Source organism: Corynebacterium sp. LK31, from assembly GCF_014335015.1.
GTDB classification, from domain to species: domain Bacteria; phylum Actinomycetota; class Actinomycetes; order Mycobacteriales; family Mycobacteriaceae; genus Corynebacterium; species Corynebacterium jeikeium_D.
On the sequence record NZ_PDGW01000024.1, the window covers coordinates 251069 to 264888 of the forward strand.

At 59.6% G+C, this 13820-nt stretch carries 11 protein-coding genes; 6 read left to right on the top strand and 5 right to left on the bottom strand.

From position 1 onward, the window contains the following. The first annotated feature begins 8 nt into the window (after nucleotides 1-8). Complete coding sequence (locus tag CRD18_RS09780; protein WP_187406696.1) at nucleotides 9-920, top strand: sucrase ferredoxin; 912 nt, start codon at nucleotides 9-11, stop codon at nucleotides 918-920. A gap of 24 nt (nucleotides 921-944) precedes the next feature. Here the strand turns inward: CRD18_RS09780 and CRD18_RS09785 are convergent, their stop codons facing one another. The 3 genes from CRD18_RS09785 to CRD18_RS09795 all read right to left on the bottom strand — a co-directional run bounded on the left by CRD18_RS09785 (nucleotide 945) and on the right by CRD18_RS09795 (nucleotide 3623). Then, nucleotides 945-1577, bottom strand: coding sequence for a methionine ABC transporter permease (locus tag CRD18_RS09785; RefSeq protein ID WP_242458708.1), 633 nt, complete (start codon nucleotides 1575-1577; stop codon nucleotides 945-947). Nucleotides 1578-1642: 65 nt separating this feature from the next. After that, a complete protein-coding gene (locus CRD18_RS09790; RefSeq protein ID WP_187406697.1) occupies nucleotides 1643-2692 on the bottom strand; it encodes a methionine ABC transporter ATP-binding protein in 1050 nt (349 codons plus the stop codon). 64 nt (nucleotides 2693-2756) lie between these two features. Continuing rightward, nucleotides 2757-3623, bottom strand: a complete 867-nt coding sequence (locus tag CRD18_RS09795) for a MetQ/NlpA family ABC transporter substrate-binding protein (protein WP_070827280.1) — start codon at nucleotides 3621-3623, stop codon at nucleotides 2757-2759. A 247-nt stretch (nucleotides 3624-3870) separates the two neighbouring features. Between CRD18_RS09795 and CRD18_RS09800 the strand changes: the two genes are divergently transcribed. From CRD18_RS09800 to CRD18_RS09820, 5 genes are all read left to right on the top strand, one after another. Then, nucleotides 3871-7110, top strand: coding sequence for an error-prone DNA polymerase (locus CRD18_RS09800; protein WP_070827284.1), 3240 nt, complete (start codon nucleotides 3871-3873; stop codon nucleotides 7108-7110). Nucleotides 7111-7128: 18 nt separating this feature from the next. Further along, nucleotides 7129-9093 carry a S9 family peptidase gene (locus tag CRD18_RS09805; protein WP_016422133.1) on the top strand — a complete coding sequence of 655 codons (1965 nt, stop codon included), beginning with the start codon at nucleotides 7129-7131 and terminating at the stop codon, nucleotides 9091-9093. 31 nt (nucleotides 9094-9124) lie between these two features. Then, on the top strand, nucleotides 9125-9664 hold the full coding sequence (locus CRD18_RS09810) for a tRNA (cytidine(34)-2'-O)-methyltransferase (protein ID WP_016422134.1): 540 nt from the start codon (nucleotides 9125-9127) through the stop codon (nucleotides 9662-9664). 67 nt (nucleotides 9665-9731) lie between these two features. Beyond that, nucleotides 9732-10589 carry a bifunctional methylenetetrahydrofolate dehydrogenase/methenyltetrahydrofolate cyclohydrolase gene (locus CRD18_RS09815; protein ID WP_070429823.1) on the top strand — a complete coding sequence of 286 codons (858 nt, stop codon included), beginning with the start codon at nucleotides 9732-9734 and terminating at the stop codon, nucleotides 10587-10589. 20 nt (nucleotides 10590-10609) lie between these two features. After that, the gene (locus tag CRD18_RS09820) at nucleotides 10610-10978 is read left to right on the top strand and encodes a DUF3017 domain-containing protein (RefSeq protein ID WP_005510063.1); all 369 of its coding nucleotides are present in this window, start codon (nucleotides 10610-10612) and stop codon (nucleotides 10976-10978) included. 6 nt (nucleotides 10979-10984) lie between these two features. Here the strand turns inward: CRD18_RS09820 and CRD18_RS09825 are convergent, their stop codons facing one another. Together CRD18_RS09825 and CRD18_RS09830 are read right to left on the bottom strand one after the other, a co-directional pair. Further along, nucleotides 10985-12121: a homoserine O-acetyltransferase gene (locus tag CRD18_RS09825; protein ID WP_048731552.1), complete on the bottom strand. Its 1137-nt coding sequence runs from the start codon at nucleotides 12119-12121 to the stop codon at nucleotides 10985-10987. A 45-nt stretch (nucleotides 12122-12166) separates the two neighbouring features. Next, nucleotides 12167-13489, bottom strand: a complete 1323-nt coding sequence (locus CRD18_RS09830; RefSeq protein ID WP_187406698.1) for an O-acetylhomoserine/O-acetylserine sulfhydrylase — start codon at nucleotides 13487-13489, stop codon at nucleotides 12167-12169. Between the last annotated feature and the right edge of the window lie 331 nt (nucleotides 13490-13820).

The window sequence follows — 13820 nt, forward strand, 5'->3', positions numbered from 1 at the left end:
TTAGGCGTATGAGCCAGGCCAAATTTGATACTACCTGTTCCGCTCAGATGACTGAGCCGCTTCCCGGTACTGCGAAGACCGGAAAACTCTTTATTGCGTTGGAGCACCAACTCGGTTGGTCGCACGATATTTTTGACGGCGGGGTATGGGGAGCAGAGATCACCGGTCGATTAGAAGCCTGGTTGTCCGAACGCGGCGGCGCGTTGCAACTGATTCGAAAGCCAGGCCGAATCGGCCAGCAGCCGTGTGATGGCGTTAACGTCTATATAGCGCATTGTGAGTCAGTGGATGGCTCTGAGGTTTTTCTCGAACACCGCATGGTTGCCGATGTTGAAGACCTGATGACTCTGGATATTCGCCTTGGTCAGCCCACCGAGGGAGCCACTCGTCTGGACCATCCACTGTTTCTCATCTGTACGCACGGTAAGCGCGATCGTTGCTGTGCGATTAAAGGTCGCCCGCTCGCTGCTGCGATGCACAATCTCTACCCAGAGGTCGTGTGGGAAACCTCGCACTCTAAGGGGCACCGCTTTGCGCCGGCGAGTGTGCTGTTGCCATGGAATTACAGCTTTGGACGTCTGAGTGCGGTGGATGCCAAGGGGGTCATCGAAGACGCTCAGCAGGGCATCGTGCATGCAGAGGGCTGCCGCGGCCGTGGTATCTACACCCCGCAGGGGCAGGCGGCCGAGTTGGCTGTGCGTCGTCAAGCCGATACGTGGGGCGTAGACGATGTCGCACGCGTTGACGTCGACGGCACGACTGCAGTCGTCGCGCTTTACGACGGCCCCAGCGACCGCGACAAGGTCGTGGAATATGAAGTGGCCCTGGAGAAAATCACCACGGAAGGCGTTGTGTCTTCCTGCGGTGATGCTCCAGGGCCAAAGAAGGGCTGGGCTGCGGTCGAAGTGACCCGCTGCTAGCTAGTGGCTAGCTAATGTGTGCGGCTACCTGCGCATAATCTTCTTGGAGAGCCAGTTGCCGAAGATCTGCGCCAACTGGACGATGAAGATAATGACCAGGGTTGTCACCAGAGTGACGTTCCAGTCGAATGCCTGGTAGCCGTAGGTGATTGCGAAGTTGCCCAGTCCGCCACCGCCGATGTAGCCGGCCATAGCTGACATGTCGACCACGGCGATGAATGCGAAGGTGTAGCCCAGTACCAGCGGGCCCAGTGCCTCCGGCACGACGACCGTGCGGATGATGCGCCACGGACTTGCGCCCATCGCACGGGCGGCCTCAATCACGCCGGGGTCGATGGACATCAAGTTCTGCTCCACCAGGCGCGCGATGGCGAAGGTGGCGGCAATCGACATGACGAACACTGCGGCTTCGGTGCCGATCGTGGTGCCGACCACGTTCTTTGTCAGTGGGCCGATGGCTGTAACCAAGATGATGAACGGGATTGGTCGAACAAAGTTAATCAGGACATTGAGGACCTGGTAGACAAACCTGTTGCGCAGTACGCCACCATCGCGGGTGGTGTAGAGCAGCACGCCGATTGCCAGACCTGCGACACCACCAATCAGCATGGCGACACAGACCATGTAGAGCGTCTGGCCGAATGCCTCGCCCAGCATCGGGCCGAGGCTATCCCAGTTGGTGTCCTTGCCACTCACTGATGGCAGAGAGTTTAAGAGACCAATCATGATGCAAGCTCCTCTACCTGTGTCAGTTCGGAAATAGCAGCAATGGCGGCATCGAAATCAGAGGGATCCGAGGCGGAATTGCCTGTCAGCGGAGTCAATCGCAAAGTAAGGCGGCCGTAGGACTTCGCCTGCACATTGGCGACCGCGCCGTGTGCCACCGAGGCGGCGACACCGTGGGCACTAGTGGCCTGTGCCAGGGCGCCGAGGTCAACACCGTCATTGATAGTGATGGTGACCAGGCGAGCCGCTGCGCTCTCGGCAGACTGATTCACCGAATCGCGTTCACGGCCAATCGGAACATCGCGCAGTGCGGTGGTGGCGAAGCGGCGGCCAACCTCAGTCTTGGGATTGGCAAAGACCCCGTGAACCGTACCAGTTTCGACGATGTGCCCATTTTCCATGATGGCCATGCGGTCAGCGATACCGCGCACAACCGACATGTCATGGGTAATCAGCACGATAGTGACACCCATTTCGCGATTGATGCGACGCAGCAGATCCAGGACACCGGAAGTAGTTTCCGGGTCGAGTGCCGAGGTGGCTTCGTCGGCAAGCAGGAGCGTCGGTTCGGTGGCGAGCGCACGGGCGATGCCGACACGCTGCTTCTGTCCACCCGAGAGCTGCTCTGGGAAGGACTCCGCCTTGTCGCCGAGACCGACGAACTCCAACAGCTCCTGGGCGCGAGCGCGGCGCTTGGCCTTCGGCATACCGGCCAGTTCCAGCGGGTATTCAACGTTGCGAATCGCGTTGCGCGAATGGAAGAGGTTGAAGTGCTGGAAAATCATGCCGATATTGCGGCGCAGGCCCCGTAGCCGGCGCTCGGAGATGCCGACGATGTCGGTGTCATCCAGCAAAACCTGCCCTGATGTTGGCTTTTCCAGGCCGTTAATCATACGGATGAGCGTTGATTTACCGGCGCCGGAATAACCGATGACGCCGAGGATTTCGCCGGGTTCAACGGTCAGGTTGATGTCGGCGAGCGCGGTGACGTCGCCGAATTGCTTGTTCAGCTCGCGGAACTCGAGCTTCGTTCCCTTGTTGGTCACGAATGAATCAGTGCCCCTTGGTCTATGTTCCCTGGTGTTGGGCGGTACTTAAGTGGCAATGGCGTTAGTTCTGCTCGCGCTGCTGCTCTTCGACGCGATTCAGAATGTCCTGCAGCTCCTTAGCCGAACGGTCAATCGGAACCGAGGTGCCCTTGGAGTCCTCTGCGACTGCGTCCTGGACCTCCTTGGAGTGCCAGATCTTGGAGAGCTCCGCGTACTTCGGGTCGTCAGCATTTTCAGCCTTGGTGACAAAGACGTTGATGTACGGCTCTGCCTCCGTGGAGTTCGGGTCATCCTGGAAGATGGCGGTGTTCGGGTCGATACCGGCGCGGTCCAGGAAGGAGTTATTAATAATGGCAGGCTTACCCTCGCCGTAAGCGGCCGGGGTCTGAGCAGCGTCCACTGGCAGGACCGTGACTGTGGAAGCTTCCTTATCGATGTCAGCCGGGGACGGAGTCAGCAGGTCATCCTGCTTCAGCTTCAGCAGGCCAGCCTGAACCAGCACGTTAATAGCGCGGCCCTGGTTGGACGGGTCGTTCGGGATGACGACCTCGGTGCCCTTCTTCAGCTCATCAACCGACTTGTGGTCCTTCCAGAACAGAGCCAGCGGGACAATTTCGCTCGAGCCAATCGGAGTCAGGTCCGACTTAGCGCCGACGTTGTACTCAGCCAAGAACTTGATGTGCTGGAAGAGATTGACGTCGAGCTGGCCCTCATCGAGTGCGCGGTTCGGGGTCTGGTAGTCGGAGAAGGGCTGAACATCCAGATCGATGCCCTGTTCGGAAGCCTTCTGCTCGAAAACGGTCCAGGCCTTCTTGCCGGCATCCGTGGTGCCGATGCGAATGGCATCATCCGAGCTGCCACAGGCGGTAAGGCCGGTTGCGGCGAACGCGACAGTAAGTACACCGGCGGAAAAACGCTTGAGGTTCATCGAGGGGTCTCCTTATTTAATGGGATTTGTTAGCTGAAGTTTTAAGGCAGAACTAGACCAAGCTGTCTTTAATTCTGGGGTTAAGGCTAGCACTTGCCCAGGTAGTGCTGAAAATTCAACTTCAGCCTAAACAGTCGAGCGTGGCTGAGGTGTGACTTACGGATGCGTCCCGGGGGTGGCGCTTAATGCACATACTAATCGAAAATACGTTTGAATGCAGTCCGTAGGGTGGGTTAATGTTCATGGCATGGAAAACATCTCGGACGGACAGTCGGAGCAGTCCGGTCGGCCACTGAGCTGGTCGCGGATTGAGCGTATTCTATCGGGTAAATTTTCAGGAAAACTACAGCCTAATGGCAGCTTCAACGGCTGGAGGGGGCAGCTGTCAGATTCCATCGTTGGGGCTTTTGAAGCTCCGGAAAGCGGTGTTAGTGGCGGAGGTGGCGTGTCATTTTCGCCTGCGGATATTAAGGCGGAATTGCACTGTCGTTCGAGCTATTCATTCCTGCATGGCGCATCGGATCCGGAAGAATTGGTGTCCGAGGCTGCGCGTTTGGGGTTAAACGTGTTGGGGCTCGCAGATCGCGATGGTTTCTATGGAATCGCTCGTTTTGCCGAGGCTGCAGCGGAGGCTGGTATCGCCACAATCATCGGCGCGGAGCTGGGGCTTCCGCAGCGGCCCCTCACAGTGCTGGGGCGGGGGCCCGAGGGCTATCGGCGCCTGAGCCACACGCTGTGTGATGCGCATATGTCGGCAGGGGAGAAGTCCGTCGTCCGCTATCCCTCGCTGCCAGAGTTAGGGGAGGCCGCAGGTGGTTTCTGGCAGGTGCTTGCCGACGTCAGCTGGGTCGGCGACTTGGAAGAGCTCATTGCGGCCTTCGGTGCGGAGAACGTGGCGCTCGAGCACCGCCTGAGCTCCACAGCAGAGGCGGCCGATGATGAGGAGGCTATTTCGGCCGCAGCTGTGAAGTATGGCCTGCGGGAGGTGGTTTCCTCTGCTGCGACGGCGGCCTCGCCTGCGGCAAGCCGGTTGGCCGGGGCGAAGCAGGCCCTTGCTGTGCGGGAGGACTTAGACGGGTTCGAGTCACGGCTGGAGCCCGCAGGCGGAGCTTGGTTGCGTTCGTGGGAGGAGCTATCGGCGGCAACACGGTATCTGGGGGCGCAGGTGCTGCAGGCAACACAGGACATTGCAGGTGAGTGTGCTTTTACGCTTGATCTCATTGCGCCTGAGTTGCCTCGCTGGGAGGTTCCTGCTGGTCACGATGAGGATTCGTGGCTACGGGAAATTGCTCGTGCGGGGGCGCGGCGGCGGTATGGTCCGGCCGATGGAGCTGGGGATAGCTCCGTGCAAGCGCGGGCGTGGGCGCAGTTAGAGAATGAGCTGACTGTGATTCGAGAGCTGGGTTTTCCAGGCTACTTCCTCATCGTGCATGACCTCTGTGAGTTCTGTCGCCGGGCGGGAATTCTGGCGCAGGGGCGCGGTTCGGCCGCTAACTCGGTGGTGTGTTTTGCGCTGGGGATCACCAATGTTGACCCCATTAGTGCCGGGCTGTTGTTCGAGAGGTTTTTGTCGCCAGAACGGGATGGGCCACCGGATATCGATGTAGACATTGAGTCTGGTCGTAGGGAAGAGGTCATCCAATACGTCTATGAAAAGTATGGTCGTGACAATGCCGCGCAGGTGGCCAATGTCATTACCTACCGGCGGCGCGGTGCATTGCGCGATGCGGCGCGGGTGTTGGGGTACTCGCCGGGCGTTATCGATGCGTGGGTCAGAGACCGGGAGGCGTGCCCGCCGGAGCCGGTGCAGCAACTGGCGGAGCAGCTTCGTGGGCAGCCTCGGCATCTAGGTATTCACTCTGGCGGAATGGTGATTTGTGATCGGCCGATTGCGGATGTCGTGCCAGTGGAATGGGCACGCATGGAAGGTCGCTCGGTAGTGCAGTGGGATAAGGATGACTGTGCGGCAGCGGGACTGGTGAAGTTCGACCTGCTTGGCCTCGGAATGCTGGAGGCCATCCACCATTGCATTGACTTGGTCTATGAACAGCATGGGCGCCGAGTGAACCTGTGGGAAATAGATGTCGCCGAGCCGGGGGTCTATGAGATGTTGGCACGCGCGGACGCGGTGGGCGTGTTTCAGGTGGAATCGCGCGCGCAGCTGGCCACCTTGCCCCGACTGAAGCCGAGGGAGTTCTTTGATCTGGTGGTGGAGGTGGCACTCATTCGCCCAGGCCCCATTCAAGGCGGTAGCGTGCACCCCTACATTCGCCGCCGAAATGGACTCGAACCAGTGACCTATGAGCATCCAGTGCTGGAGAAGTCCCTCGGGAAGACACTGGGCATCCCGCTATTTCAAGAGCAGCTGATGCAAATGGCCGTCGATGCGGCGGGTTTCAGTGGGGCGGAAGCGGACTCGCTGCGTCGCGCTATGGGGTCGAAGCGCTCAGTGGCCAAAATGGAAGCGCTTCATGCCCGTTTTCTGGCTGGGCTGGAGCGCACCAGTGGCATTGATGCGGATATTGGGGAACAACTGTGGAACAAGATAGTGGCCTTTGCCGCCTACGGTTTCCCGGAATCACACGCGCAGTCGTTTGCCTCCTTGGTGTATTTCTCGGCTTGGTTTAAGTACCACTATCCGGCGGAGTTCTGTGTCGCATTGCTCCGTGCTCAGCCCATGGGGTTTTACTCTCCGCAGTCGTTGATTGCCGATGCCCGCCGGCACGGTATCGGCTGCGATGGTCCGGATATCGCGGTTTCAGGCGTGGAAGCCCGCGTCATCGATGGGCGTATTCGTTTGGGGCTCGGCGCCATTGCCAGTGTGGGCAATGACGTGGCGGAACGTATCGTTGCAGCGCGGCCATTTGTCAACGCAGCAGATGTCGCCCGCAGAGCTCGGCTGGGTGTTGGGCACATGGAAGCACTGGCGCGTGCAGGGGCACTTGGGTCGCTGGGGATTGACCGTCGTCAAGCACTGTGGGCGGCGGGCGTGGCGGCGACGGAAAGTGAGGGCATGCTGCCGGGGCTCACGCTTGCCGACGCACCTGCGTTGCCCGGCATGACGGAGTTTGAGCTGGCAGCTGCCGATTTGACTGCAACGGGAGTGACCCCGGGGCAGTACCCGGTGGCCGCGTTGCGGGCAGACCTGCAGGAACGTGGAGTGGTGCCTGCGGCGGAACTGAAAGCAGTGCCCGACGGAACACGAGTAGAAGTGGCGGGAGTCGTGACGCATAGGCAACGTCCGGGGACCGCTGGCGGAGTGACATTTTTGGGAATGGAGGACGAAACTGGGCTGGTGAATGTGCTATGTACGCCGGGGCTGTGGAATCGATTTCGGCCGGTAGCGGTGAATTCGCGGGCGATGGTGGTGCGCGGTATCGCGCAGACAGCCTCTGGTGCGGTGACAATCGTGGCCGATCGTCTGGTGGATATGTCCGAGGCTCTGGGTCAGCCAGTGGTGGCAGGTCGAAGTAGAGATTTTCGCTGACTACTAGAATGGATTGTCATGCGCCAGACCTATGAATCCTCGTTAGCACCGGATGGGAGTGCAATCGCCTTTATTGTCCGCGATAGCGGCTACCCGCGTGCGGTACAGCAGGAGATTACTCCGGAGGGGCTAGGTGTGGAGCGCCCCGTGAAACTGCCGGTGGAAGGCCCGGTTACCAGGGTGCTGCACTCCCCGGATGGAAAGTGGATCGCCTGCGAGGTCTCTCCGTACGGTACGGAGCGACTGCAGACCTGGCTGGTATCCACCAATCCGGAGGTCGACGGTGCCCGCCCCCTGCGTATGGATGCGGATATGCGCGCCACACTGGTGGAATGGGATAATGATCTCCTAGCGATGAACGCGGTCGATGCCCAGGGCATTAACTATGCGCGTTTGGTCAACCCGACGGACTCAAAGTATGAGGTCATTGATAAACGCACTGACAGCCAGCTGGTAGCGGCTGAAGGTGGGTTTGGCCTCGTGCGGGTGGGGCCACGAGGTCACCGTGAGCTACTGCTGGTCGGACCGGGGCAGCAGTGGCAGCCGCTGCTGCCGTCCGATCCCGGCTCCACCACAGATGCCGGTGTCTTATTGGCGCATCCGGGGCAGGAGAAGCTGACCGCGTTCGTGCTCTCAGATCATGGCGCGGAACAGCGTCGCATCCTGCGCCTGGGTATTACTCCCGATAGCGGTATCAGCACTACTGAGCCGCGCACAGCGGAATCGACCGCAGCGGAGATTTTGGATATGAAGATCGGCATCGAAGTTGATGTCGAGGAGTTCATTGGCAATCCGGATCAAGACGTCGAAGAATTTGTCATCAGTGAGGATTCCTCCACTGCGGCTGTGCTGTGGAACAGCGGTGGGGTCAGCACGCTTGAGGTGCTTACCCTTGGCCTTCACCCGCAGACTGACGACATGCGGGTGATGGTGCGCCGCAATGTGGAATTGCCGGGCATGGTTGCGCGCGAGCTGTCAATCTCCGGTGACGGTGAGCTGATCTCCCTGACAGTAGAAGGGCCAGGCCTTGCGCCAACGGTGGAGATTCTGCGCAATATCGGTGGTGTCATTGAGCCATTGGATATGGAACGCACCGAACGGATTTTGGCTCTGGAAGAGAAGAATCTGGAGACCATGCCGGCTCCAGAGCTGGTCTACTTTGTCTCCCGCGATGGGTTGGAACTGTCTGGCTGGCTCTACCTTCCGGAGTCGGTGCGCAATAGTTCTAATGACGTCTCCGGAAACGCGCTACCGCCGGCTTTCATCCACATCCACGGCGGACCAGAACTGCAGGCGAAACCCATCCACCACGATGTTCTAGCCAGCATTGTGGAGGCGGGCTTCGTGGTGTTCACTCCTAATGTGCGCGGTTCCTCGGGGTCCGGTAGGTCATTTGAGCACGCGGGCGACCGCTATGGGCGCTTTGCCGCTATTGCGGATATCGCAGCGGCGCGTTCCTTCCTCGTTGATGCCGGGTTGGCGGACCCAGAACGCATTGCTCTGGGCGGGCGATCCTACGGTGGCTTCATGTCGCTGTTGGCCTCGGCATGGTACCCGGATCAGTTTGCGGCCATCGTCGATGCCTGCGGAATGACAAGTTTTGAAACCTACTACCAATCCACCGAGCCTTGGTTGGCGCAGGCCGCGTTCCCTCGATACGGCTACCCGTACCAGGATGCTGAGCTTCTGCGCGATATCTCGCCGCTGCACCGTGCGGAGGAAATGAAGGTTCCAACGCTCTTTATCCACGGCGAGTGGGATACCAACGTGCCTCCGCGAGAGTCCGGTCAGATGCGCAACGCCATGGACGCATACGGCGTGGCCACCGATTTTCTAGTGGTCGAGGGAGAGGGCCATAAGTTCTCGAAGCCGAGGAGCCGAGCGCTAATCGGTGAGACCATCATCGCGTTTTTCACCGAGCACGGTGTGTGCGATGCGGCGCCTGCCACGACAGCGGCAGCAGAAACCAACAACGAGCAGTAAAAGAAACAGCGGAAAAGAACTGACGGAAGAAATGAATAGCGCCACGACCGAGCCAACGAACTCCGAGCCAACGAACTCCACAGACTGGATTACGAGCCACACCTGCCACGTGCTTTTTGACCGGCCTGTCATCCCGCCGAACACCGGAAACGCTATCCGCATGTGTGCGGGCTCTGGAGCTATGCTGCATCTGGCCAAGCCATTGGGGTTCAACTTCGATGACAAAAATCTGCGTCGCGCCGGGCTGGATTACCATGACCTGGCCGATGTGCGTATTCACGATTCCATCGATCAAGCGTTGGAGGCCTTTGCCAGCCAAGGGTGCCGCATCTTTGCCTTTACCGCACACGCTGACACGTGGCACACAGATATTGAGTACACGAACACCGATGTACTGCTCTTTGGTCCAGAGCCAACCGGGTTGGAACAGTCAGTGCTCGATGATCCGCGAATTACACAATTAATCCGAATTCCGATGCTGCCAGCTCGTCGCAGCATGAATCTTTCCAACGCCGCAGCAGTGGCTGCTTATGAAGTCTGGCGTCAGCAGGGCTTTATGGGCGGTAAATAGGGGCAAGGCGAGAGCGGCTACGAGGCGTTTCTGGGCATTATTCGCTCCTGTGCCTAAGATAAATGCCATGGCAGCGACAAAGCTTGATGGCAAACTCTACCGAGACGAAATCTTTGAAGACCTGGAAAAGCGCGTTGAGCGTTTAAAGGAAGCCGGCTACACCCCGGGGCTGGCCACCGTGTTGGTTGGTGATGATCCAGGCAGCCACTCTTACGTCAAGATGAAGCATCGTGACTGTGAGCAGATTGGTATCGCCTCTATCCGCCGTGACCTTCCTGCTGATACCACGCAGGAAGAACTCGAGGCAGTAATTAACGAGCTGAACGAAAGCCCGGAGTGCACAGGCTACATTGTTCAGTTGCCACTGCCGAAGCACTTGGATGAAAACCGTATTCTGGGGCTCATCGACCCGGAGAAGGACGCCGATGGCCTCCACCCGGTAAACCTGGGCAAGCTGGTCCTCAACGAGCCAGCACCACTGCCGTGTACCCCAAACGGCTGTATCCACCTGCTGCGACGCTTCGGCGTCGAGCTCAACGGTGCCAAGGTTGTTGTTATCGGCCGCGGTGTCACCGTTGGTCGTCCAATCGGCCTGATGCTCACTCGCCGCAGCGAGAACTCTACCGTGACACTATGTCACACCGGCACCAAGGACTTGGTCGCTGAAACCCGTCAGGCTGATGTCATCATCGCCGCTGCTGGTGTCGCTCATATGCTTACTGCAGACATGGTCAAGCCTGGCGCCGCTGTGCTCGACGTGGGAGTTTCGCGTGTCGACGGCAAGCTGGCCGGTGACGTTGCTGATGACGTCTGGGACATTGCCGGTTACGTATCCCCGAACCCAGGTGGTGTCGGCCCACTGACTCGCGCTTTCCTCGTACGCAATGTCGTCGAGCGCGCTGAAAAGCTCGCTGGCCTGGCCTAGTCAGCCAGGAGGAACAACTCGTGTCGAAAAGGGAAATTGCGCAGCGTGCCCGGCGGGAAGATCTGCCGGATCCAATGCTGAACCCGCACAGCCCAAAGACCCCGCCGCCGGGGGCATCGTGGCCAATGTGGGTGCAGTATACGATTTACGGCGCGCTCTTTTTCGGCATGTCCGCCTTCGTTGTGTTCCTGGGGCTGGAGCGGTGGCGACGCGCCACATTCATGCTGGGAAGCACAATGATGCTGCTCGGCGTGGCTAGGCAGTACCTGCCTGACAGCATTTTAGGTGTGTTCTCCGTACGATCCCGGGCCTTTGACCTATGGTTTTGCTCCATAATCGGGATGGGAATCGTATTCCTCGCAGTCAGCGTGGATGCGCTGGGAAGCTAGCTGACATTAACTGACATCGCGAGCGAGGAAACTACGCACAATCGAATCCACTCGCTCGAACTCCGTCAAGAATCCGTCGTGACCCACGGCGGATTCAATCTTTTCCAGCCCCAAGCAGTTGCCCAGATTGCGGGCGAGGTGCTCCTGCTGGTGGAAGGGGTAGAGAATGTCCGTGTCCACACCGGCAACCATGGTCGGCACGGTTGACGAGTGCAGCGCCTCGTTGAGGCCACCGCGATCACGGCCAATATTGTGCCGATTCAAGGTATCGGTGAGCACGACATACGAGCCGGCATCGAAACGCTGAGCCAGCTTCTTCGCCTGATGATCCAAGTAGCTTTCTACCTGGAATCGATCTTCCGTGCGCATCGCGCCCAACGGATCCTCACCGGGCTGCGCTGCCGCGCCAAAGCGGTCATCCATCTCCAGCTCGCCACGGTACGTCAAATGCGCGACCCTGCGTGCAAAACCCAGACCTCGGGCCGGAGTCACACCGCGGTCGTAGTAGTCGCCGCCATGCCAATCGGGATCGGACTCAATGAATTGAATCTGCGCAGACTGAATACCAATCTGCCAAGCAGACGCACGTGCGCCGACACACATCACCAATGCCTTGCCGACGAAATCCGGGTGCATCAGTGACCATTCAAGTGCGCGAGCCCCACCCAGGGAGCCACCAATGACAGCTTGGAGGCGGGAAATTCCCAGTTCTTGCAGCGCCAGGTGCTCCACCGTCACCGTGTCGCGCACGGAGATTGCGGGGAAGCGAGAGCCCCAGGGCTTGCCGTCGTCCGGATGTGGACTGGAAGGGCCGGTTGTACCGCGACAGCCACCGATGACGTTGGTGCAGATAATGCAGTACTCGTCGGTATCCAGTGCGCGGGCAGAGCCAATCATCCCGTTCCACCAACCCGCAGTCGGGTGGTACTCATCCGAGGGGCCGGAAGCGTGGGCGTCGCCGGTTAGAGCGTGCTCGAGGAGGATGACATTCGAGCAGTCGTCGTTAAGCCGACCCCAGCGTTCGAACTCGACAGTGACGTCGGGGATGACCGCGCCAGCCTCGGTTGTGACATCGCCGATAAAGACACGCCCCGGCTCGCCCTCGGGTGGGAGGGCGGCCGGGGTAGATGGGGAAAAGCTCATGCCTTATAGACTACTTAGTCCGTTCTGTGTCCGTGTACAAACGGTCTACGCGAGTGCTGCGAAGCCGCCCTCGAGATCGGCGATGATGTCATCGATGTTCTCGATACCGACAGAGAGGCGAACGGTGGCCTGGGAAATACCGGCGCGAGTCAGACCCTCCTCATCGGACTGGGAGTGAGTGGTGGTGGCCGGGTGGACAACCAGCGAGCGGACATCACCGATGTTGGCGACGTTGGAGTGCAGCTTCAGAGCGTCAATGAACTTCCAAGCCTTGGCGGTGTCGGCATCCTTCAGGTCGAAGGAGAGCACGCCGCTGGCGCCGGAAAGGCCCAGCTTGTTCAGGGTCTCGTACCACGGGGAGCTCGGCAGGCCAGCGTAGTTGACCTTGGCGACCAGCGGGTGGTTCTCGAGGAACTCAGCGACAGCCTTGGCGTTCTCATTGTGGCGCTCGATGCGCAGAGCCAGGGTGTCGAGGCCCTGAGCCAGAACCCAGGCGTTGAACGGAGCCGGGGCAGCGCCGGTGTCGCGGAGAATGCCAGCGCGAGCACGCAGTGCGAAGGCCGGGGCGCCCAGGTCGGCGAACTTCAGGCCGTGGTAAGCCTCGTCGGCCTCGGTGAAGTTCGGGAAGATGGAACGGCCGTTGCGGGTCTGAGTCCAGTCGAACTTGCCACCGTCGACGATGACACCGCCAAGGGAGGAGCCGTTACCAGTCAGGAACTTGGTGGTGGAGGAAACCACGACGTCAGCACCGTGCTCGAGCGGGCGCAGCAGGGCCGGGGTCGGAACCGTGTTGTCGACAATCAGCGGAACGTTGTTGCGGTGTGCAACCTCGGCGATGGCCGGGATATCGAGGACATCGATCTGCGGGTTGGCAATGGACTCACCGTAGAAACCGACGGTGTTGTCCTGAACTGCTGCCTGCCAGGACTCCGGGGCATCCGGGTTCTCGACGAAAGTGCAGTCGATGCCAAGGCGCGGCAGGGTGACCTTGAACAGGGTCTCAGTACCGCCGTAGAGGCGTGGCGAAACGACGAAGTGGTCGCCTGCACGAGCCAGGGTGAGGACAGCAGCGGTCTCAGCTGCCTGGCCGGAGGAGAACAGTACGGCAGCGACGCCGCCCTCGAGGCTGGCGATGCGCTGCTCGACGGCATCCACAGTCGGGTTGGTCAGGCGGGAGTAAATCGGGCCTGCATCCGAGAGGTTGAAGCGGTTGGCAGCGTGCTCAGCGGAATCGAAGACGTAGGAGGAGGTGTTGTAAATCGGCAGGTTGCGCGCGGAGGTCTGTGCGTCCGGAGCGAAGCCGGCGTGAATAGCGCGAGTGGACAGGCCCCAGTTGGCGGCGTTGCTGTTGTCGTACTTGGTGGTCATTTCAGATACTTCCTTGCGGTTTTTGAGATTGTTCAAAACGTTGCTTACAAACAATAGTGAACCAAGCTGTCTATTGCAAAGTTTTGGAAAAACCCAAGGTAAGAGGGTGTGTGTATCTGTGTCGAGAGTGCTATAGCCCGCTTAGTACGGATTGGTTTGATTGGCTCTGGGGCGTGGCCAGTTGTGGGGGGTGGGGTGTGTAGGGAGCTGTGGCTAGGTGTGTGTGGAGGCTGCTGTGTATGGGGGGCGTGGGTGGTGCGTGGCGAGTGGTGTTCGACGGGTGGCGGTTTGCCGAAGGAGTTAGTGACTACCTTTATGACAGTTTGAAGGC